This window comes from Streptomyces sp. PTY087I2 (assembly GCF_001687325.1).
GTDB lineage: Bacteria > Actinomycetota > Actinomycetes > Streptomycetales > Streptomycetaceae > Streptomyces.
In genome coordinates, this window is record NZ_LZRD01000016.1 from 140199 (window position 1) to 160623 (window position 20425).

Annotated in this window: 18 protein-coding genes; 9 read left to right on the top strand and 9 right to left on the bottom strand. The window is 73.1% G+C overall.

Annotated features, from left to right (window positions below):
• Nucleotides 1-4: 4 nt before the first annotated feature.
• Nucleotides 5-997, bottom strand: a complete 993-nt coding sequence (dhaK, locus tag A3Q37_RS19135; RefSeq protein ID WP_065486197.1) for a dihydroxyacetone kinase subunit DhaK — start codon at nt 995-997, stop codon at nt 5-7.
• Between the two features lie 468 nt (nt 998-1465).
• On the opposite strand from dhaK, the gene A3Q37_RS19140 reads away from it, so the two are divergent.
• The 4 genes from A3Q37_RS19140 (at nt 1466) to A3Q37_RS19155 (ending at nt 4753) form a co-directional block, all read left to right on the top strand.
• Nucleotides 1466-2005 carry a DUF6461 domain-containing protein gene (locus tag A3Q37_RS19140; protein ID WP_141693578.1) on the top strand — a complete coding sequence of 180 codons (540 nt, stop codon included), beginning with the start codon at nt 1466-1468 and terminating at the stop codon, nt 2003-2005.
• A gap of 131 nt (nt 2006-2136) precedes the next feature.
• Nucleotides 2137-2556, top strand: coding sequence for a molybdopterin-binding protein (locus A3Q37_RS19145; RefSeq protein ID WP_065486201.1), 420 nt, complete (start codon nt 2137-2139; stop codon nt 2554-2556).
• Nucleotides 2557-2781: 225 nt separating this feature from the next.
• Nucleotides 2782-3375 (top strand): molybdopterin-dependent oxidoreductase, encoded by a 594-nt coding sequence (locus A3Q37_RS19150; protein WP_065486203.1) that lies wholly within the window; start codon nt 2782-2784, stop codon nt 3373-3375.
• 154 nt (nt 3376-3529) lie between these two features.
• Nucleotides 3530-4753 (top strand): molybdopterin molybdotransferase MoeA, encoded by a 1224-nt coding sequence (locus tag A3Q37_RS19155; RefSeq protein WP_079137863.1) that lies wholly within the window; start codon nt 3530-3532, stop codon nt 4751-4753.
• A 31-nt stretch (nt 4754-4784) separates the two neighbouring features.
• Here the strand turns inward: A3Q37_RS19155 and A3Q37_RS19160 are convergent, their stop codons facing one another.
• The 3 genes from A3Q37_RS19160 to A3Q37_RS19170 form a co-directional block, all read right to left on the bottom strand.
• The gene (locus tag A3Q37_RS19160; RefSeq protein ID WP_065486207.1) at nt 4785-5522 is read right to left on the bottom strand and encodes a VOC family protein; all 738 of its coding nucleotides are present in this window, start codon (nt 5520-5522) and stop codon (nt 4785-4787) included.
• A gap of 56 nt (nt 5523-5578) precedes the next feature.
• Nucleotides 5579-6160, bottom strand: coding sequence for a DinB family protein (locus A3Q37_RS19165; protein ID WP_065486209.1), 582 nt, complete (start codon nt 6158-6160; stop codon nt 5579-5581).
• 79 nt (nt 6161-6239) lie between these two features.
• Nucleotides 6240-6725: an Asp23/Gls24 family envelope stress response protein gene (locus A3Q37_RS19170; protein WP_065486211.1), complete on the bottom strand. Its 486-nt coding sequence runs from the start codon at nt 6723-6725 to the stop codon at nt 6240-6242.
• A 288-nt stretch (nt 6726-7013) separates the two neighbouring features.
• On the opposite strand from A3Q37_RS19170, the gene dnaE reads away from it, so the two are divergent.
• Together dnaE and A3Q37_RS19180 are read left to right on the top strand one after the other, a co-directional pair.
• Nucleotides 7014-10526, top strand: a complete 3513-nt coding sequence (dnaE, locus tag A3Q37_RS19175) for a DNA polymerase III subunit alpha (protein WP_065486213.1) — start codon at nt 7014-7016, stop codon at nt 10524-10526.
• 5 nt (nt 10527-10531) lie between these two features.
• Nucleotides 10532-11515 carry a hypothetical protein gene (locus A3Q37_RS19180; RefSeq protein ID WP_065486295.1) on the top strand — a complete coding sequence of 328 codons (984 nt, stop codon included), beginning with the start codon at nt 10532-10534 and terminating at the stop codon, nt 11513-11515.
• Nucleotides 11516-11546: 31 nt separating this feature from the next.
• Here the strand turns inward: A3Q37_RS19180 and A3Q37_RS19185 are convergent, their stop codons facing one another.
• Nucleotides 11547-12986 (bottom strand): hypothetical protein, encoded by a 1440-nt coding sequence (locus A3Q37_RS19185; protein WP_079137864.1) that lies wholly within the window; start codon nt 12984-12986, stop codon nt 11547-11549.
• Nucleotides 12987-13163: 177 nt separating this feature from the next.
• On the opposite strand from A3Q37_RS19185, the gene A3Q37_RS19190 reads away from it, so the two are divergent.
• On the top strand, nt 13164-14435 hold the full coding sequence (locus tag A3Q37_RS19190; protein ID WP_065486217.1) for a molybdopterin-dependent oxidoreductase: 1272 nt from the start codon (nt 13164-13166) through the stop codon (nt 14433-14435).
• Nucleotides 14436-14829: 394 nt separating this feature from the next.
• On the opposite strand, the gene A3Q37_RS19195 is transcribed toward A3Q37_RS19190, so the two are convergent.
• Genes A3Q37_RS19195 through A3Q37_RS19205 form a run of 3 tightly spaced genes read right to left on the bottom strand, consistent with a single transcriptional unit; the run spans nt 14830 to nt 17083 of the window.
• On the bottom strand, nt 14830-15672 hold the full coding sequence (locus A3Q37_RS19195) for a bifunctional 2-polyprenyl-6-hydroxyphenol methylase/3-demethylubiquinol 3-O-methyltransferase UbiG (protein ID WP_065486219.1): 843 nt from the start codon (nt 15670-15672) through the stop codon (nt 14830-14832).
• On the bottom strand, nt 15669-16325 hold the full coding sequence (locus tag A3Q37_RS19200) for a DUF2064 domain-containing protein (protein WP_065486220.1): 657 nt from the start codon (nt 16323-16325) through the stop codon (nt 15669-15671). Before A3Q37_RS19200 ends, A3Q37_RS19195 begins: the two co-directional genes overlap by 4 nt.
• A complete protein-coding gene (locus tag A3Q37_RS19205; protein WP_065486221.1) occupies nt 16322-17083 on the bottom strand; it encodes a glycosyltransferase family 2 protein in 762 nt (253 codons plus the stop codon). Before A3Q37_RS19205 ends, A3Q37_RS19200 begins: the two co-directional genes overlap by 4 nt.
• 124 nt (nt 17084-17207) lie before the next feature.
• Here A3Q37_RS19205 and A3Q37_RS19210 point away from each other — a divergent pair, with 124 nt between their 5' ends.
• On the top strand, nt 17208-17966 hold the full coding sequence (locus A3Q37_RS19210) for a response regulator transcription factor (protein WP_065486222.1): 759 nt from the start codon (nt 17208-17210) through the stop codon (nt 17964-17966).
• The gene (locus tag A3Q37_RS19215; protein WP_065486224.1) at nt 17963-19069 is read left to right on the top strand and encodes a sensor histidine kinase KdpD; all 1107 of its coding nucleotides are present in this window, start codon (nt 17963-17965) and stop codon (nt 19067-19069) included. Before A3Q37_RS19210 ends, A3Q37_RS19215 begins: the two co-directional genes overlap by 4 nt.
• Here A3Q37_RS19215 and A3Q37_RS19220 read toward each other — a convergent pair.
• Entirely contained in the window at nt 19050-20168 is a 1119-nt protein-coding gene (locus A3Q37_RS19220) for an NAD(P)-dependent oxidoreductase (RefSeq protein WP_065486226.1), read from the bottom strand. The two genes, A3Q37_RS19215 and A3Q37_RS19220, sit on opposite strands and share 20 nt — an antisense overlap.
• Nucleotides 20169-20425: the final 257 nt, after the last annotated feature.

The window sequence follows — 20425 nt, forward strand, 5'->3', positions numbered from 1 at the left end:
CGGCTCAGCGGCCCCAGCGGAGCGCGGCCGTCCGCACGGGCGCGTCCCACAGCCGCAGCAGCTCCTCGTCGACCTGGCACAGCGTCACCGAGCAGCCTGCCATGTCGAGCGACGTCACGTAGTTCCCCACGAGCGTACGAGCCACCGGAACGCCCCGCTCGGACAGGACCCGGTGGACCTCGGCGTTGAAGCCGTACAGCTCCAGCAGCGGTGTCGCCCCCATGCCGTTCACCAGCGTCAGCACCGGTCCGGTGGGGCGCAGGTCCTCCAGGATCGCGTTCACGGCGAAGTCGGCGATCTCCCCGGACGTCATCATCGGCCGCCGCTCACGCCCCGGCTCACCGTGGATCCCGATGCCCAACTCCAGCTCGCCGGAGGGCAGATCGAAGGTGGGGCTGCCCTTGGCCGGCGTGGTGACGGCGCCGAGCGCCACCCCGAAGCTGCGCGAGGCCCCGTTCACCTGCCGCGCGACCGCGGCCACCCGGTCCAGCGGAGCGCCCTCGTCCGCCAGCGCCCCGGCGATCTTCTCGACGAACAGCGTCGCTCCCGTACCGCGCCGCCCGGCGGTGAACGTACTGTCGCTCACGGCCACGTCGTCGTCCACCACCACCTGGGCGACCTGGACCCCCTCGTCCTCGGCGAGCTCGGCGGCCATCTCGAAGTTGAGCACGTCACCCGTGTAGTTCTTGACGACGAACAGCACCCCCGCCCCACTGTCGACGGCCGCCGCCGCCCGCACCATCTGATCCGGCACGGGGGAGGTGAACACCTCCCCGGGACAGGCGGCCGACAGCATCCCGGGCCCGACGAACCCGGCGTGCAGCGGCTCATGCCCGGAACCACCCCCGGAGACGAGCCCCACCTTCCCCGCCACGGGCGCGTCCCGCCGGGCGACGACCCGGTTCTCCACATCGACGGTGAGCTCGGGATGCGCGGCCGCGATGCCCCGCAGAGCGTCGGCGACCACGGTCTCGGGAACGTTGATGAGCATTTTCATGCCAGTCTCCTGATGGGGTAGCGGAGGGCTTCGGGACCTGCGTTTTTCCAGGTGAGGGAGGGTACGGCCAGGTGTATCTCGATGGCCCGCAGCGGTCTGCCGCGCCTTGTGGTGGTACCGATGCTGACTGCTTGCTGGGGCTTCCTGACCGTTCGTCATCCTGTCGGCGCGGCGCTTTTCGAACTTGAGGGGCGGCTTCTGGGTGCCGCAACGTGATGATGCCAACGTGGCGTGTCCGATGCCACCGCACAGGCGGCCGGCGAAGATCCCGGGCTCAAAGCGTCGGAGCAGGCGACTTGTCCGTGCTGACACCGCTGACCGAGCCCCGTAGCCTGCTCTGACGCAGATGCGAACCGTGAGGTCTGTGGTGGCGTCGTTGTCGTAGAAACTCAGGGTGCGTCAGGGTGCGGGGGACTGCCGGTGACTGGTCTGGGGTGGATGGTCGGGAAAGACCTCCCGTTCGTGAGCATGACGTTCGTGAAGGGCATCACCGCCTCGCAGCTCCTGGAACGGATGGGTGCCGACCCGGCGAGCGTGGCCGTCCGGGACCAGGAGGACTTCCACGACGAGTTCGGGGACCTCCTGTACGAGGCGGATGCCTACGTCGTGAGTGCCGGTCAGTGGGGTGACTGGGCATGGGTCTGGGAGCATTCCAGCTGGCGGTGTTTCGACGACCCGCAGTTGATCAGGGACATCTCGACGGGATCGGTCGGCGTCTTTCTGGCCTGGGGTGAGGGCCCGGCGGAGTTCATGTACGCGGAAGACGGTCAGTTGCTCAGCGCGTTCAGCCGGTACGCGACGACGGGGCTGAGGGATCTCGTGGGCGGTTCGCCCTCGCGTTTCGACTCCGAGTTGCGGAAGCACGGTGCGGACCCGGACACCGGCGATTACGGCCCCTTGGTTTCACGCGAGCTGTACCTTCGGCTCGCGGAGGAGGTGGGTGTCGGGCTGGCTGAGAACGACTTGTTCACCGAGCCGGTTCTCAGCGCTTACCTCACTTCTCCGTAGGGGCTGCGGCCGTCCGGCTGGCGGATGCGATGCATGTCGCGGAAGTCCTCCCTCTTTCCGGTAGCGTCGGCCGAGACGCAGGTCACAGAAGTGGTACCTGTTGGATTCCCGGCTTTGTGAGGCGTGTTCGCATGACCCTGTCCATTCGTAACCAGTTCCCCGGCATCGTCACCGCCGTCACCCCGGGCGAAGCCATGGCGTCGGTGAAGGTGCGCCTGGCGGGCGGTCAGGACATCACCGCCGTCATCACCGTCGACGCGGTCAAGGACCTGGGTCTGGCCGAGGGATCCGCGGTCAAGGCCCTCGTGAAGTCGACCGAGGTCGCCCTCGCGACCGGCCGGGTCGAGGGAGTCTCGATCCGCAACCAGATCGAGGGCTCCGTCACCGACGTGGCGACCGGCGGTGCCATGGGCTCGGTGAAGGTCTCTGTCGAGGGTGGCGAACTGACCTCGGCGATCACCAAGGACGCTGTCGAGGACCTGGGGCTGAAGGCCGGCGCCTCCGTCGTCGCCCTGATCAAGTCGACCGAGATCTCCCTCGCTTCCGTCTGAATCACTCCCGCCACGCAGAGGGCCGCGCCCCGAGTCCCGGTGCGCGGCCCTCACCGGCTTGCCGGCGTCCGGGGCCGCGGGGCGCGGATGGGTAGGGTGGATGGATCATTCAAGAGGGCAAATTGCTCCTGTGGTTCACATCTGCCAGGTAAGACCCGAAGCTGATCTCGCTGATGCGGTTCTACGCCGGTGTGGTGCCACGCAGTGCGATGGTGAGGTTGTGCGGTGCGAGGTGAAGCCCTTCCCCCGGGGCAGCGCGAAGCCAAGGGATGGCCGGTGTCCCACTACGGTCCCGTGCCGAGATTCCGGGCCGACCGCTGGAACCTCCAGGTCTTCGGTGCCACCGCGACGGGGGAGAAGTACTCCTGGACCTTCGAAGAGGTGACGGCTCTTCCCACGGCCACGATCACCGCGGACCTCCACTGCGCCTCGGGCACGTCGACTCTCGGGCACGAGTTCTTCGGGGTGCCCGCCTCACTCCTCCTGGAGCTCGCGCCGCCCGCCCCCGGCGTCACCCATGTCATGGCCTGGGCCGAGTACGGCTACAGCGCCAACCTGCGCCTCGCCGACTTCACCGCCGACCGGACTCTCCTGGCCACCCACCACAACGGCGAAACCCTCACCGCCGAGCACGGCTTCCCTCTCCGTCTGGTCGTGCCCCACCTCTACGGCTACAAGGGCCCCAAGTGGCTGCGCGGCATCGAGTACATGACCCGGGACCGGCGCGGTTTCTGGGAGGAGCGCGGCTATCACAACATCGCCGACCCCTGGACCGGACAGCGCCACTCGTACCAGGAGGACGAGCAACCCCAGGGATGATTCGTCCCGGCAGGGGCAGCTGCCCGCCGTACCCGCCCTGACTTCGCCCCCCGTGGCGTCTTCACAGGCGATCGCCGCGAACCGTGAGCCGGACGGCGCGTCCAGGTAATCGCGCCTGCGGCGACCGGAAACACCGACGTCCGAGACTCGGGCCATGCCGCCCACGACGCACGCACCCCGCCCGGCGCTCCCGGTGCCCGTACCGCCACACCCCGGTGCCCCGCAGGGGGTGACGTGGACCGAGGCCAGGAGACTGGCGTACGGAACGCCCCGGCCGATGGGCAGCCGTACCGTCCCGCTGAGTGAAGCCGCCGGGCTGACGCTCGCCGAGGACCTGTGCGCACCCCGGCCGCTCCCCGCCTTCGACACAGCGGCCATGGACGGCTTCGCCGTCTCCGGTCCGGGGCCATGGGCGGTCCGGGGCGTCGCGCGGCCCGGAACGGCATGGCGCGGAAGGCTGGACGCGGGCGACGGCGTGGAGATCTCCACCGGCGCCCTGGTGCCGTCAGGAGCAGACGCCGTTCTGCCGAAGGAGCTGGCGTCCCTCGCGGGCGGCCAGGTGTCCGGACCCCGGCAGGCGTCCGGCCGGCACATCCGGCGGGCGGGCGAGGACGCCATGGCCGGGGACCTCCTCGCCCCGGCCGGAACGCGTATCGGACCGGCACTGATCGGGCTTGCCGCCGCCTGCGGCCACGACGCCCTGCCGGTCCGCCCGAGCCCCCGTGTACGCCTGTTGATCAGCGGCGACGAACTGGACCTGACGGGCGCTCCGGGGGCGGGGCGGGTGCGTGACGCGCTGGGCCCGCTGCTCCCCGCGCTGGTCACCGAGGCCGGCGGCACCACGGTGTCCTCGCGGCACGTTCCCGACCTGCCGGCCGGCGCCCTTGCGGCGGCCGTGCACGCCGGGCAGGACGCCGAGGTCGTCGTGGTCACCGGCTCGACCTCCGTCGGAGACACCGACCAGCTCCGGCGGCTGCTCGCCGACTCCGGAGCCCGCATGGTCGTCGACACCGTCGCCTGCCGCCCGGGCCACCCCATGCTGCTCGCCGAACTCCCCTCCGGCTGCCGGGTGGTGGGGCTCCCGGGCAACCCGTACGCGGCCCTGGTCGCCGCCCGCACCCTCCTCGACCCCCTGCTCGCCGGACTGGCCGGACGTTCCCTCGCGCCCCTGCCGTGCCTGCCGGTCCGGGGCCATGCGCGTACGACACCCGGGCTCACCCGTCTGGTACCCGTCTCCTGGGCCGGCGACGAGGCCCGGATCGTCAGCGGGCACGGCGCCGCCTTCCTCCGAGGCGCCGCCGTGGCCGATGCGCTGGCGGCGCTTCCCCCTGGCTGGAGGGACGGGGAGCGGGCGTCCTTGCTGCTCGAGCACAGGTGAGGCGGGTACCTCGTCCCTGCCGGTCGGGCCGTCAGGCAGGCGTGAGGAGGCAGAACTCGTTGCCTTCCGGGTCGGCCAGGATGGTCCAGTGGATCGCGGACTGATCGATACCGGGGTCGGTGGCGCCCAGAGAACGCAGTCGGGCCGCCTCCGCCGCCGGGTCGTCACCGGGGTAGGGGCGGACGTCGAGGTGGACGCGGTTCCACCCGCTCTTGGTGTCGGGCGTACGGAGGAACTCCAGGTAGGGGCCGACTCCCTTGGCGGAGCGCATGGTCGCGTGGTCGTCGGTGACCTCGTGCAGCGTCCAGTCCATCGCCTCGCCCCAGAAGCGGGCCATCTCCCGCGGATCGGCGCAGTCGACCACCACCGCGGCGATCGGCCCGGTGTCCCGGTAGACCGGGCGGGGCTCCAGGACGCAGAACTCGTTGCCCTCCGGGTCGGCCATGACCGTCCAGGGAACGTCGCCCTGCCCCACGTCGACGAGCGTCGCGCCGAGGCCCTTCAGGCGTGCCACCAGTTCCTCCTGATGGGCCGTCGACGTGGTGGCCAGGTCGAGGTGCACGCGGTTCTTGACCGTCTTGGGTTCCGGGCGGGCGATGATGTCGATGCAGACGGCCGTCGGGTCGGGGTAGGTGAAGCCCACGGGTTCGAGGTTGGTCACCCCGGGCCCCTCGCTGTCGATACCCCAGCCGAGCGCCTCCGCCCAGAACCGCCCGAGCGCGGCGTCGTCATGGGCCTTCATGTTGATCTGCACGAGTCGTGTCGCCATGCCGCAGATCCTAGAAGCTTTGCGATCTCAGAAGCTCCGCGGGTCCCGGGAGTTCATCAGGGGCCCGGTGGGACCCACCTGGCGGCCCGCTCGATCTTCGCGCGGTAGGCCGCGCGGGCTTCCTCGTCGATCGGCTGCTCGTGTTCGGCGCGCAGCCCGGTCCGGCCGTCGAGCCCTTCGCGCAGGATGTCGGCGTGCCCGGTGTGGCGGACGGTATCGCCGAGGACATGGACCATGACGGCGAACAGGTTCGTGTCGGTGTACGGCTCCGGCCACCACGGCACATGGCCGGGGGCGTCGAGGGGAAGCTCTTCGATCGTCGCGTCCGCGTGGTCCCACGTACGCCGGTAGAAGTCGACGATCCGGTCGCGGGTCTCGCCCTCGACCGCCCACAGGTCGCTGCCGTCGTAATCCTGCCACCGGGGCAGCGGTTCCGGGGAAGGACGGCCGAAGACCTCGCCGAAGTACCTGGCCTCGACGGTCGCCACATGTTTGACCAGGCCCAGGAGGTTGGTCCCGGTCGCCGTCAAAGGCCGTCGGGCGTCGTATTCGGACACCCCGTCGAGCTTCCAGAGCAGCGCCTCACGGTCCCGCCGCAGTCTCCCGTGCAGGGTGTCCTTCGCGAAGTTGTCGATCATGCGGCATGAGCCTAGCCCGGGACATGGGTTTTCCTGCTTTCGGTCCCTCGGCCCACCGTGCACGGCCCCCCTTACCGCCTTACCGCACGCGCGGGGAGCCTCCGCCCGAGCGGGATCCGCCCTCGTCGTCGGAATCGTCGTCGTCATCGTCACCGGGGATGTGGACGTCGAAGACGACGATGTTGATCTCGACGACCTCCAGTCCCGTCATCGTCTCCACGGCCTCGGTGACGTTGGTCCGGATCAGGTCGGCGAGCTCGTGGATCGTTGTGCCGTACTCCACCTTGATGTCGACGTCGATCGCGGCCTGCTTCTCTCCGACCTCCACCTTGACGGCGCGTCCCACGGCGGAGGAGCCGGCGGAGCCGGGCATACGCCCGGTGACGGCCCCCAGGGCCTTCGACGCTCCTCGGCCTATCGAGTGGACGCCTTCGGTCTCCCGTATCGCGATGCCGGCGATGGCGGCGACGACGTTGTCGGCGATGGTCGTTCTGCCGCGGACGCCGGATCCTTCCGAGCGCCGGTCGGTCGTGGTGTCTTTGCCCAGGGTCTTGGTGTCAGCCATGTCTGCCTCACAGAGAGTCATTGCCACGGGTTGCCACGGGCCTGTTCCCCTCCCGGTCTCCCCACCCGGTCTCCCCTCCCGTGCCCGTGCGGGCCCCTCACTCACTCTGCGCCTGCCCGGCCGCGTACGCCATTCGGGTCGGCCGGCCACCGGGCGGGCGGTCCACCCCCATCCTTGATTCGAACGAATATGCGAACATGGGGTTAGAGTGCTTCTTCCTCATCCCGATGAAGCGGGATGAGATGGCATAGATCCGTAAAGGGGGGTCATGGGCAACAGGAGGTGTGTATGTCGTTTACGCACCTCCATGCGGCGAGCGGCTACTCGCTGCGGTACGGGGCCAGCCATCCGTCCGCGCTGGCCGAGCGGGCCGCCGAGCGGGGCCTCGACGCCCTGGCGCTGACCGACCGGGACTCCCTGGCGGGCGCGGTGCGCTTCGCCAAGGCGTGCGCGGAGGCCGGGATCCGGCCGCTGTTCGGCGTCGATCTCGCGGTGCCCGGCGTCCCGGCGTCCGGGCCGGTGCCGGGCGAACGGCAGCGGACCGCCCCCTCCCGGGGCGGTGCGTTCGTCGCGGAGGCGCCGCAGCGCGCGGTGTTCCTGGCCCGGACCGAACGCGGCTGGGCCGAGCTGTGCCGTCTGGTGACGGCGGCGTCGGACCAGGGCGTCACCTGGCAGGACCTGTCCTGTCCGGACGGCGAGCTGTTCGTCCTGCTCGGGGCGGACTCCGAGGTGGGGCAGGCGCTGGCGGCGGGGCGGCCGGACCGGGCCGCGACCCTCCTGGCACCCTGGCGTACCCGGTTCGGCCGGTCGCTGCGTATCGAGACGTCCTGGCACGGGCGGTCCGGCACCGGCCCGGGATCGCTGCGGCTGGCCGCGCGCATGCTGGGCTTCGCCACCGAACAGCAGGTGACCCCGGTGCTGACCAACGCCGTGCGCTACGCCGACCCGGACCGGGGCGAGGTGGCCGACATCCTGGACTCCGCCCGCCTCCTGGTGCCGATCGATGCCCGTGACGCGTCCCGGCTCGACAGCGGGCAGCGGTGGCTGAAGGACACCGGGGAGATGGAACGGATCGCCGGGCGGATCGCGGAGGCCGCGGGCGGCCGGAGCGGGGACGCGCGGCGGCTGCTCGCGGCCACCGAGGAGACGGCCGGGGCCTGCGTGGTCGATCCGGGCGCCGCGTTCGGACTCGGCCGGCTGAACCTGCCCGAGCCCGAGCTCGTCGGCGCGAGCGCCGATACGGCGGACCGGGCGCTCGCGGACCGGTGCGCGGCGGGCATGCTCGGCCGTGGCTACCACCGGGAGGGGGAGCGCTGGGACCGGCTGGAGGAAGAGCTGCGGATCATCGCCGGACACGGCTTCGCCGGGTACTTCCTGACCGTCGCCGAGGTCGCCGAACAGGCCCGGCGGCTCGGCGTCCGGGTGGCCGCGCGCGGCTCGGGCGTGAGCTCGCTGGTCGCGCATCTGCTGGGGATCAGCCCGGTCGACCCGGTGGCGCACGGCCTGGTGATGGAGCGCTTCCTGTCCGAGCACCGCTCGGCCCTGCCCGATATCGACCTGGACGTCGAGTCCGCCCGCCGCCTGGAGGTCTACCAGGCGGTACGGAAGTGGTTCGGGGCCGACCGGGTGGCGACGCTCGCCGTCTACAAGACGTACCGGGCGCGCGGGGCGATCGAGGTCGTGGCCCGCGCCCGTGGCATGGCTCCGGATGAGGCGGCCCGGCTGGGCAAGGCGTTCCCGCACATCCGGGCCAAGGACGTCCGGGCCGCGCTCGCCGAGCTGCCGGAGCTGCGCGAGGTCGCCGCCGAGGACCACGGGCGGCTCTGGGAGCTGGTGGAGGCGCTCGACGAGCTGCCGTTCGAGGCGGCGATGCACCCGTGCGGGCTGCTCGTCTCCGACGCGGCGCTGGTCCGGCGTACCCCGATGGCGCCGACCACCGTCGAGAACATCGCCATGTCCCAGTTCGACAAGGAGGACATCGAGGACACCGGACACCCGAAGATCGACGTCATCGGTGTACGGATGCAGTCGGCGCTCGCCCACGCGGCCGCCGAGATCGAACGCGTCACCGGCGAACCCGTCGACCTGGACGATCCCGCACAGGTGCCGCCGGACGACCCGGCCACGTACGACCTGATCTCCTCCGGGGACACCCTGGGCACCTTCCAGCTGGAGAGCCCCGGCCAGCGGGAGCTGGTACGGAACCTGCGGCCCCGGTCGTTCGACGACCTGGCGCTCGACATCAGCCTGTTCCGGCCCGGACCGGTCGCGGCCAACATGGTGGATCCGCTGATCAAGGCCAGGGACGGCCGGAGCGGGACCCGTTACGCGCACCGCGACCTGAGGCCGATCCTGGCGGAGACCGAGGGGCAGGTGGTCTACCACGAGCAGGTGATCGAGATCATGAGGAAGATGACCGGCTGCGACCGGGGCACGGCGGACGAGGCCCGCCGCGCCCTGTCCGTCCCCGAGCGGCAGGGCCGGGTCCGCGCCTGGTTCGCCGACCGAGCGCGGGGCCGCGGCTACTCGGTCCAGGTCGTACGGGACGTGTGGAAGACCCTGGAGAACTTCGGCAGCTTCGGCTTCGCCAAGGCCCACGCCGCGGCCTTCGCGCAGCCCGCCTATCAGTCGAGCTGGCTCAAGGCCCACCGGATGGCGGCCCTGCTCGCCGGGCTGCTCACCCATGACCCGGGGATGTACCACAAGCGGGTCCTGGCCGCGGACGCCCGGCGCCACGGGGTGCCGCTGCTGCTGCCCGACGTCAACCGCTCCCAGGTCGCCCACGTAATCGAACTGGTGTCTGGTAAGTGGGGGGTGCGGATCGGTCTCGCGCAGGTCCGCGGCATCACCGAGGCCGAGAGCGGACGCATCGTGGCCGGGCAGCCGTACGTCTCGGTCGAGGACTTCTGGCAGCGCGCCCGGCCCAGCCGCCCGCTGGCCGAACGCCTCGCCCGGGTCGGCGCGTTGAGCGCGTTCGGGGCCCGCCGCGAACTGCTGCTGAAGGTCGCCGAACTCCACCGCTCGGGGCGCGGCGCGGGCGGATCCGCCGCCGGTCAGCTCCCCATGACGGAGGTGGGGAGTGCGGGGAGCACGGAGGACGCGGGGGTCACCTGCTCCGGGGCGGAGGGCGACGGCATCGACAGCGCGGCCGACGCCGTCACGGGCCTGCCGGTCATGGACGCGTCCGAACAGCTCGCCGCCGAACTCGACGTACTCGGCATGGACATCTCCCACCACCTCCTCGACGAGCACCGCTCCCTGCTCGCCGACATCGGCGCCACCCCCGCCGCCGACCTGCCCGGCCTCCGGCACGGCGCAACCGTGCTCGTCGCCGGCGTCAAGGTCGCCACCCAGACCCCGCCGATCCGCTCCGGCAAGCGCGTCATCTTCGTCACCCTGGACGACCCCACCGGCCTGTCCGACCTGGCGTTCTTCGAGGACAGCCACGGGCGTTGCGCCCATACGGTGTTCCACAGCAGCCTGCTGCTCGTACGCGGTACCCTCGCCCGCCGACCGCCGCGCGCCTTCAGCATCACCGGCACCGCCGCCTGGAACCTGGCCGAGCTGATCGACCTGTACCGCGAGGGCGGCCCCGGTGCCGTCGCCGACCGCCTCACCCGCGCCGAGCCCACCCCGCGCCGATCTGCTCCCCACCGCACCCTCACCCAGCCGAACGGGTACGCCCTGCACCCCTGGGCCGACCTCCAGCCGCCCGGCACACCCGCCTCCGCGACCCTGCCCGCCCTCGACGCGCTCGACGGGCGGTCCTTCCACCACGCGAGCCCCGGAAGCGCGGGGTGACCGGGATGATCCTCTACCTCCACTTCGGCGACCCGCAGCCGGACCCCGCATACCGCCGACTCCTCGACATGGTCGGCGAGTTCACCCCCGTCACCCAGGCCCTGCCGCCGGACGCGGCCCTCGCCGACGTGTCCGGGAGCACCCGCTACTTCGACCGCGACGCCGCCGGGCTCGCGGCCCTGATCCGGCTGCGCGCGGCCGCGCTCCACGGCCTCGACATGACGGTCGGCATCGGCCCCAACCCGCTGCTCGCCCGGCTCGCCGCCCACCGCGGAGAGCCCGGCGCCATCCGCTGCGTCCCCGACGACCCCGAGGCCATCACCCGCTTCCTCACCGGACTCCCCGCCTCCGCACTGCCAGGCGTCGGCCCGGCCACCGCCCGCACCCTGACCTCGTACGGCCTGCGCACCGCCGACCGGATCGCCGCCACCCCGCTGCTCACCCTCCAGCGCATCCTGGGCGCGGCCTCCGGGCGCGAGCTGCGCGAACGCGCGGCAGGCATCGACCCCAGCCGCGTCACCGCCGGCGCCCCACCCCGCACGGTCGACGCCGAACACCGCTTCGGCCACGACGAGTCCGACGCCGCCCGCCGGCAGGCCGCCCTGACCCATCTGACCGAACAGCTCGGCGCCCGCCTCCGCGACGAGCGGCAGACCTGCCGGGTACTGACCCTGACCGTCCTGTACGCCGACCGTACGGGGCACGCGTCGATCACCCGCAGCCGCACCCTGCCCGAGGCCACCGCCCACAGCCCTCAACTCCGCATGGCTGCCCATGCGTTGCACTGGTCCCTGGGACTCCAGCGGGCCCGGGTCCGCTCCCTCGCCCTGCGCGCGGGCGAACTCGGCGCCGCCGCCTCCGCCTCCCGGCAGCTGACCTTCGGCCCCGACGACGACAAGACCCGCCGCATCGAGGCCGCGGCCGACCGCGCCCGGGCCCGCTTCGGGGCGGGCGCGGTCCGGCCCGCCAGCACCGCGGGGATGCGATGAGCCCCGGCATCCGGCCGGAACCGTGCCGGCCTCACCACCCCGTCCACAACAGGTGGTTGACGAGCAGGGCCGGAACCGCCGAAGCGACCAGCCACCACCGCACGCCCCGGCGGGGCAGCAGTGCCGTCGCGGGCAGCAGCCACAGCAGGAACGGCTGCCAGATGCGTTCCGTCTCCGCCTTGCTCATGCCGGAGAGGTCCGCGGCGAGCAGCGCCACCAGCGCCGCCAGGACGAGCAACGCCAGCCGCCCTTCCGGGGAGACCGCCATGGGGCCGCCCCGCAGGGCCCGTACCGCGCCGGGCGCGGCCACCGCGCTCCGGCGCAGCCCGGCGACGGCGGCCAGCCCGGCCGCGACGGTCGCGCAGGCCAGGTTGGCCCAGACCCAGTAGCCGTACGGGCGGACGCCGCCCGCGCCCTGGTAGTAGCGCTCGACCAGCAGGTGGTAGGCGGTCCACCAGTTGAACCCGGCGAGGGTGAAGACCACCGGTACCACCAGCGTGCCGAGCAGGAACACCGGCACGGGGCGGGCGGTCCGGGCGAGCACCAGGACCGTGAGCAGGACGGCCGCCATCAGCCCCAGCCCGTAACTCAGGTAGCAGGTCCACCCGAACAGCAGACCCCCGCCGGCCGCCGCCAGGGCGGGGAAGCGGACCCGGCGGGTGGCGGCCAGGGCGAGCAGGGCCACCGACCAGGCGGCGACGGCCGTGAAGTATCCGTCGGCGGAGACGCCTGCCCAGACGGCGGCCGGGGCGAGGACGAGGAAGGGCGCGGCACCTCGGGCCAGGCGCTCGTCGGCCAGCACCCGCACGGTGATCAGGGCGGCCAGTACCGCCGAACTGCCCACCACGACGCACCAGACCGCTGCCCAGGCGCCGCCGCCGAGCCCGATGCGGTCCAGCCAGACGAAGGTCAGCGTCGCGCCCGGCGGGTGCCCGGCGACATGGGCGGGCCAGTTGCCGGGCTCGCCGATGACGATGTGGTTCGTGAAGTCGCGCAGGGTGGCGGGGATGTCCTCGAAGCGGTCGATGACCCGCAGATACTCGTGCTTCGTGGTGAGCCGCCGCTCGACACCCCGGTACCAGCCGTCGATCAGCGCCAAGGAGAAGACCCAGGCCGTGGACCCGGCCCAGGCCGCGGCGAGGAGCCCGCGCCAGGGCAGTCGCGCGGCGAGTGACGGGCCGTACGCGACGACCAGGACGGCCATGGTCAGCGCGGCGGGGGTGCCGGGGCCCAGGTGGGGATCCCAGGAGGCCAGGAAGGGCGGCCACTGGGCGAACAGGGTTCCGTCCCGGTCCTGGACGACCCGGCCGATGAGCACGGCAGCGGCGACCAGCAGCACGCCCGTGGCGGCGGCGATCAGGTCCGCCCGCCTCGCGCGCCGGGCGCGTCCGTCGATGCGGTCCGGCGGTGCGGGCGGTCCGTGTCCCGTGCCGTCGGCGGTGTCCGTGGGGGTGACGTCCTCGGTCTTCACGCTGGCACGCTATGCACTTCGGGCGGCGATCGGGCGGTCCGGCGGGGCCGCGTCACCGAACCGTCAGATCCGCCACCCTCCAACGGTGATGTCCGTCGCGTCGCCCGGCGTGACGTCAGAATTCCGTCAGGAGTCGCGTCCGCCCGTGGCGGGTGTTCCGCGCCTAGCGTCGGCCCCATGCCCGAACGCCGCCGCATCCGCTCCCTTCCCGACACGCTCAGCGTCCTCCGCACGCCCGCCAATCCGGGATTCTGGCGCAGCCCCGTCCGAGGGGCGCGTTTCACCGCTGTCCTCGGCCTCGTCCTGCTCGTCGGCCTGACCCTGCTGTTCGTCACCGGTCTGCTCTCGTACGCCGCCTACAACCCGGATCTGAACCGGGTGAACGACAAGACCCCGGGCAAGGGATGGCTGGGCTTCTACCTGTTCTCCTGGCCGACCGGCCCGCACTGGCTCTACCGCCTGACCCAGGGGCTGCACGTCACCGTCGGTATCGTGCTCGTGCCCGTCCTGCTCGCGAAGCTCTGGTCGGTGATCCCCCGGCTCTTCGCACTGCCGCCCGCCCGTTCCGTGGGCCACGCCCTGGAGCGGATCTCGCTGCTGCTGCTCGTGGGCGGGGCGCTGTTCGAGTTCCTCACCGGACTGCTCAACATCCAGCTGGACTACCTCTTCCCCGGGTCCTTCTACACCCTGCACTTCTACGGGGCCTGGGTCTTCCTCGCCGGGTTCGTCACCCATACCGCCCTCAAGGCGCCGCAGGCCGTACGGGTGTTGCGCAACGGCATCCCGCGCGGTGAAGCGGACACCCTCGCCGCCCCCGACCCGCTGCCCGCCACCCTGTCCCGGCGCGGCGCGCTGGCCATGGTGGGGGCCGGTTCCCTGCTCCTGCTGATCACCTCCGTCGGTCGCAGCTTCGACGGGCCGTTGCGCCGCATCGCGCTCCTCACCCCGCGCGGCGGCACCGACCCGGGTCCGGGGCCGAACGCCTTCCAGATCAACAGGACCGCCGCCGCCGTACGGATCACACCCGCCGACACCGGGGACCGCTGGCGGCTGACGGTACGAGGGCCGGCCGGGGAGTTCCGCTTCTCCCGGGCCGAACTGCTGGCCATGGACCAGCACACCGCGGCGCTCCCGATCGCCTGCGTGGAGGGCTGGTCGACCTCCGACCAGCAGTGGCGCGGGGTGCGGCTCGCCGATCTGGCGGCGCTCGCCGGGTACCCGGACCGGCCGCCGGGCGTGTTCGTCGAGTCGCTCCAGCGCAGCGGCTCCTTCCGCAAGGCCGCGCTGCGCGACAACCAGGTCCGTGACGGCCGCTCGCTGCTCGCGCTGGAGGTGAACGGAGCCCCGCTGTCGCCCGACCACGGCTACCCCGCCCGGATCATCGTCCCCGCCGCGCCCGGGGTGCTGAACACCAAGTGGGTCGAGACCCTGACGTTCGGAGAGCTGTGATGTCCACCCGCGCCGTGCCACCGCCCTCCGCCGCACCCCGCCGCTCGCGGTTCTCACCCCGCCGTCTGTACGGCAAGGGCCCGCTCCACCTGATCCTGCTCGCCGCCACGTTCAGCCTGGCCGGCTACGCGGGCGTACGGCTGCTGGACGGGGACACCGCCGGCGTACTGCTCTGGTTCGCCGGGTCGGCCGTCCTGCACGACCTGGTGCTGCTGCCGGTGTACGCCGGGGCCGACCGGGCGCTGCGCGCCGCGCTCGGCCCCCGGGCGGCGCTGGTCAACTTCGTCCGGGTCCCGGCGTTCCTCTCCGGGCTGCTTCTGCTGATCTGGTTCCCGCTGATCACCCGGCGGACCGAACGGCGGTACATGGCCGCCGCCGGTACCACCCCGGACGTCTACTTCGGCAACTGGCTGCTGATCACCGGCGTGCTGTTCGCGCTCTCCGCGCTCTGGCTGCTGGTCCGGGCGCTCCGCTCCCGTACGGGACGGCGCAGCGACACGAACGTCCGCCCCTCCGCGCCCCACTGATCGGCCGTACGCCAGCCGCCCGCGCCGGCGTGCCGCAGCAGGGCCGCTGTTCCGATCCGCGCCCAGGGAAACGGCTCGGGGGCGGCCTCGCGGGCGCTGGAGGCGGTGCTCGTCTCCGGTCCGCCCCGGCCGTCGTCGAGCCGGACCCGGACCCGTTCGTCCACGTCGACGGGGGCGGTCTCGGCGATCAGCAGCCCGCCGGCGCCGAGGAGATCGGCCGCCCGGTCCAGCAGCGCGGCCGGGTCGCCGCCGATGCCGATGTTGCCGTCGAGGAGCAGAAGCGTGCCCCAACGGCCCTCCCCGGGCAGCGGATCGAAGACGCTGCGGAGCAGGGCCGCACCGCCGAGACCGCGCGTACGGGCCACCGCCGTCTCGCTGACGTCGATGCCCAGTGCCCGGTGCCCGAGCGAGGCCAGCTCGGCGACCAGCCGCCCCGGCCCGCAGCCGATGTCCAGCACCGGCCCCTCGCACCGGTGCAGCGCGGACAGATCGGCGGAGCCGGCGTCGGAGCACCAGCGCTCCACGTCCAGGGGCAGCAGCCAGCCGTCGCTGCGGCGCAGGAACAGCGGGCCACGGCCGGTGCGCAGGGCGTTGGCGTACGGGTCGGCGGCCCAAGGGGCGGTGCGGGGTGCGGCCGGACCCGTACCGGTTTCGGTGGATGCGGCGGGCGCCGACGCCGCGAGCCCGGACGAGGGCACGGTCGTACTCATCGCACCCCCGCCCCGGTCAGCCGGTCCAGCGCCGCGGCGAACCGGCCACCCGGCGCGGCCGACGCGACCCGATGGGCGTCGGCCGCGGTGTCCACATCGACCAGTACCGGCAGATCGCGCACGACGAGCCCCGCCTCCACCAGCCTCCTCCGCTGCACCGCGCCGGTCTCCGGGACCGACATCGGCACCCCGCGCAGCAGCGCCGGATCGGGCTCCGCCAGGCCCAGGGCCCAGAACCCGCCGTCCTCGGCCGGACCGAACCAGGCCCCGCAGCCGTCCCAGGCGTCCGGCGCGAGAGCGGGGGCGAGCAGACCGGCCGTCAGCTGCGGGGTGTCCATGCCGACCAGGAGGGCCGGCCCGGTACACCCGCCGAAGGCCGCCGCGAGGCGCTCGTCCAGACCGCCCGCGCTCTGCGGCACCACCTCGAACCCCGGGGGCGCCCAGGGACCGGGCCGCCCGTCGAGGACCAGCACCCGGCGCCGGGCGGGAAGGGCGAGCAGGGTCTCCAGGGTGTCCGCGAGAGCCGCGGCGGCCAGCTCGGCGGCCTCGGTGGGGGAGAAGGGCGGGCAGAGCCGGGTCTTGACCCGTCCGGCCACCGGCTCCTTCGCGATGACCAGCAATTCCGTCGGCCCGGCGGGCCCGTACGCGCTCATCGCCCGGCCCCCGCCCCCGCGTGGGCGGCCCGGACGGGCGTGCGGTCCGCCGGTGGCTCGCGCAGAACGCCCCGCATGTCGCGCACCGCGTGCCAGGTCCCGCGCCAGGTGCCCGTCACCTTCGACTTCCCGGTCCGCGGCCGGTAGGGGACGTCGCTCTCGGTGACCCGCAGCCCGGCGTCCGAGGCCCGGACCACCATCTGGAGCGGGTAGCCGCTGCGCCGGTCGGTCAGGTACAGGGCCAGCAGATCGGTGCGGCGGGCCGCCCGCAGCGGGCCGAGGTCGTGCAGGCGCAGGCCGGTACGGCGACGCAGCATCCGGGCCAGCGCCAGATTGCCGGCCCGCGCGTGCGGCGGCCAGGCGCCCCGGCCCTCGGGACGGCGGCGGCCGAGCAGCAGATCGCACTCGCCGTCCGCGATCCGCCGCACGAAGCCGGCCAGCAGCGCGGGGTCCAGCGAGCCGTCGCAGTCGCAGAAGCAGACGAACTCGGCCTCGGCGGCGAGCAGCCCGGCGTGAGCGGCCGCACCGAACCCCCGCCGTTCCTCCGTGACGACCTTCGCGCCGAGGGACCGGGCGAGCTCGGCCGAACCGTCGGTCGAGCCGTTGTCGACCACGATCGCCCGCCAGCCGTCGGGGATGCGATCGAGTACCCAGGGCAGCGCGGCGGCCTCGTCGAGGCAGGGCAGAACGATGTCGGCCTTCGGGAGACCGGTGTGCGGGGCGGGCGGACACGGAGGGGTGGCAGAAGAATCAGTCACCCGCCTCACCCTACGGAGGCAACCCGGGCATTTGGGGCATCAGGTTCTTACGAAACATGGACATCGGCCGGATGGGGGTGACCGGGCCCCGGCGCGCCGGGAGCGGGGTGCCACAGTGGAAGCCATGGAGAACACCCCGTCCGCCCGCGGCCGGATCCTCGTCGTGGACGACGACCCGACCGTCGCCGAAGTCGTCGTCGGCTATCTGCACCGTGCCGGTTACGCCGTCGAGCAGGCCGCCGACGGGCCCGCCGCACTGGAACGGTTCGCGGCAGGCCGGCCCGACCTCGTCGTCCTTGACCTGATGCTCCCCGCCATGGACGGGTTCGAGGTCTGCCGCCGGATGCGGGAGCACGGGCCGGTCCCCGTCATCATGCTCACCGCCCGCGGTGACGAGGAGGACCGCATCCTCGGCCTGGAGACCGGCGCCGACGACTACGTCACCAAACCGTTCAGTCCGCGCGAGCTGGTCCTGCGGGTCGACTCCGTGCTGCGCCGCGCCCGTGCGGCCGTACCGGCGGACGAGGCCGGTGCGCTGTCGGGCGGCGGGCTGCGCCTCGACCCCGCGGCCCGGCGGGCCTACCGCGACGGGCACGTACTCGCCCTGACACTGAGGGAGTTCGACCTGCTCGCCTTCCTCCTCCGGCACCCCGGAAAGGCGTTCGGGAGGGAGGAGCTGATGCGGGAGGTCTGGGGGTGGGACTTCGGCGACCTCTCGACGGTCACCGTCCACATCCGCAGGCTGCGCGGCAAGGTCGAGCAGGACCCGGCCCGCCCCCGGCTGATCCGCACGGTGTGGGGCGTCGGGTACCGCCTGGACCTGGACGCGGAGGGCGTGGACGCCGGCGCGGGCGGGGGCCGGGAGAGTGGCGGGGCGCTGTGACCGACCTCCTGCTCATCGCGCTCTTCGCCTTCCTGGGAGCGGCCGCCGCCGGGCTCCTCGGCGCAGTCGCCCTGCGCCTCCTGCGCCATCGTTCGCTGGTGGTCTCGCTGAGCGTCGTCGCCGGGGTGGCCGTGGCGGCGATGCTCGCCGGAACGCTGACGGTCGCCTGGGCGATGTTCCTCTCGCCCCACGACCTGTACGTCGTCACGACCGTCGTCGCGATGGCGGCCCTCATCTCCCTGGCCACCGCCGTCCTGCTGGGCCGTTGGGTGGCCGCCCGGAGCCGTGAGCTGACGCTGGCGACCCGGTCGTTCGGTGACGGCGGCACCTTCGCCATGCCCGCCGGGCAGCCCGCTGCCGAGCTGGCCGTGCTCGCCCGTGAGCTGGCCGCCACCAGCGCGAAACTGGACAGCTCGCGGGAGCGGGAACGCGCGCTGGAGACCTCGCGGCGCGAACTCGTCGCATGGATCTCGCACGATCTGCGCACCCCGCTCGCCGGACTCCGCGCGATGGCCGAGGCGCTGGAGGACGGCATGGCCGCCGACTCCGGGCGCTATCTGCGGCAGATAAGGATCGAGGTCGAGCGGATGAACTCCATGGTCGGCGACCTCTTCGAACTCTCCCGCATCCAGGCAGGATCGCTCACCCTGGCGCCGGCCCGGATCTCCCTCCGCGACCTGGTCGGCGACGCGCTGGCCGGGGCCGACCCGCTCGCCCGCGAGCACGGGGTACGACTGGTCGGCGACCGGATCGACGAGATGCCGGTGGAGGTCGACGGCAAGGAGATGAGCCGGGTCCTGGGCAACCTCCTGATCAACGCGATCCGCCGCACCCCGCCCGACGGCACCGTGGCGGTCGCCGCACACCGCTCGGACGGCGGTGTGGTGCTGTCGGTCACCGACGGCTGCGGCGGCATCCCCGAGGAGGATCTGCCCCGGGTCTTCGACACCGGCTGGCGCGGCAGCCACGCCCGCACCCCGCCGGCCGGGGCGGGCCTCGGGCTCGCCATCGTGCGCGGCATCGTCGAGGCCCATGCCGGACGGGCCGAGGTCCGCAACGTCCAGGGCGGCTGCTGCTTCTCGGTCACGCTCCCGACAGCGTGACGGCGCTCTCCCCGCGGTGGCCCCGGCTCTCCCGGCCGCGGCCCCGGGCGTCGCGCAGCGGGGCCGCCGCGAAGTCCTTCATCCCCTCGGCGAAGGACACCCGGGGCCGCCAGCCCAGCTTCTCGCGCAGCGCCCGAGAGTCCGCCGTGACATGACGTACGTCGCCGAGGCGGTACTCCCCGGTCACCACCGGGTCCGGCCCGCCGTGCGCGCCGGCCAGCGCGGCCGCCATCTCGCCGATGGTGTGCGGCTCACCGCTGCCGGTGTTGTACGCGGCGAAGGACCCGGGCCGCTCCTCCCGCACCGCCTCCAGCGCCACCGCGTTGGCCGCCGCCACATCCTGGACATGGACGAAGTCGCGCCGCTGGCCCCCGTCCTCGTAGACCCGGGGGGCTTCGCCCCGCGCCAGGGCCGAGCGGAAGAACGAGGCGACACCGGCGTACGGGGTGTCGCGCGGCATCCCCGGCCCGTACACGTTGTGGTAGCGCAGGGACACCGCCCGGCCGCCCGTGGCTCGCGCCCATGCGGCGGCCAGGTGCTCCTGGGCCAGCTTGGTCGACGCGTACACATTGCGCGGGTCCACCGGCGCGTCCTCGGCCACCAGACCGGGTGCCAGTTCCGTCCCGCAGTGCGGGCAGCGGGGCTCGAAGTCACCCGCTCGCAGATCGGCCTCCGCACGCGGCCCGGGGCGGACCGTGCCGTGCCGTGAGCAGTCGTACCGCCCCTCGCCGTATACCACCATCGACCCGGCCAGCACCAGGTCCCGGACCCCGGCCGCGGCCATCTCCGCCAGCAGCACCGCCGTACCGAGGTCGTTGCACCCCACGTACAGCGGGGCGTCCGCGAAGTCCTTGCCGAGGCCGACCATGGCCGCCTGGTGGCACACGGCGTCCACCCCGGCCAGCGCGTCCGCCACCGTCTCCCGGTCCCGGACGTCCCCGACGACCGGCAGGGCGCCCGGCAGCCCGGGCGGCGTGCCACCGGGGTGGGCCGAGGGGAGCAGGGCGTCCAGCACCACGCTCTCGTGCCCGGCCGCGGCGAGGGCGGCGACGACATGTGACCCGATGAATCCGGCTCCGCCGGTGACCAGTACGCGCATGACGGCCACGCTAGGGCCGGGCGGGCCCGCGGACCGGGCGCGGCGCGCACACGTCACGAGTCCGTAAGGACGTTCGGGGTCCGGCGGCGGAGGCCGCTGTTCCGCCCGGTGTCCGGATCGGTGGTGCGAAATTCGGCCGTACTCCGACGGTGGTCGGCCCCGGGCGTTCGCCGTGCCACGGTGCGAGGAGCCGTGGAGGGGCTCGAATGCTGCGGTAACACCGCTTGTTTTGAGCCAAAATTGACGGTCAGTCATCG

What these genes read in the sequence shown, in the direction of transcription:
- dhaK (WP_065486197.1), bottom strand. Translation starts at nt 997, where the DNA reads ATGAAAATGCTCATCAACGTTCCCGAGACCGTGGTCGCCGACGCTCTG.
- A3Q37_RS19140 (WP_141693578.1), top strand. Translation starts at nt 1,466, where the DNA reads ATGACGTTCGTGAAGGGCATCACCGCCTCGCAGCTCCTGGAACGGATG.
- A3Q37_RS19145 (WP_065486201.1), top strand. Translation starts at nt 2,137, where the DNA reads ATGACCCTGTCCATTCGTAACCAGTTCCCCGGCATCGTCACCGCCGTC.
- A3Q37_RS19155 (WP_079137863.1), top strand. Translation starts at nt 3,530, where the DNA reads ATGCCGCCCACGACGCACGCACCCCGCCCGGCGCTCCCGGTGCCCGTA.
- A3Q37_RS19160 (WP_065486207.1), bottom strand. Translation starts at nt 5,522, where the DNA reads ATGGCGACACGACTCGTGCAGATCAACATGAAGGCCCATGACGACGCC.
- A3Q37_RS19165 (WP_065486209.1), bottom strand. Translation starts at nt 6,160, where the DNA reads ATGATCGACAACTTCGCGAAGGACACCCTGCACGGGAGACTGCGGCGG.
- A3Q37_RS19170 (WP_065486211.1), bottom strand. Translation starts at nt 6,725, where the DNA reads ATGGCTGACACCAAGACCCTGGGCAAAGACACCACGACCGACCGGCGC.
- dnaE (WP_065486213.1), top strand. Translation starts at nt 7,014, where the DNA reads ATGTCGTTTACGCACCTCCATGCGGCGAGCGGCTACTCGCTGCGGTAC.
- A3Q37_RS19180 (WP_065486295.1), top strand. Translation starts at nt 10,532, where the DNA reads ATGATCCTCTACCTCCACTTCGGCGACCCGCAGCCGGACCCCGCATAC.
- A3Q37_RS19190 (WP_065486217.1), top strand. Translation starts at nt 13,164, where the DNA reads ATGCCCGAACGCCGCCGCATCCGCTCCCTTCCCGACACGCTCAGCGTC.
- A3Q37_RS19195 (WP_065486219.1), bottom strand. Translation starts at nt 15,672, where the DNA reads ATGAGTACGACCGTGCCCTCGTCCGGGCTCGCGGCGTCGGCGCCCGCC.
- A3Q37_RS19200 (WP_065486220.1), bottom strand. Translation starts at nt 16,325, where the DNA reads ATGAGCGCGTACGGGCCCGCCGGGCCGACGGAATTGCTGGTCATCGCG.
- A3Q37_RS19210 (WP_065486222.1), top strand. Translation starts at nt 17,208, where the DNA reads ATGGAGAACACCCCGTCCGCCCGCGGCCGGATCCTCGTCGTGGACGAC.
- A3Q37_RS19220 (WP_065486226.1), bottom strand. Translation starts at nt 20,168, where the DNA reads ATGCGCGTACTGGTCACCGGCGGAGCCGGATTCATCGGGTCACATGTC.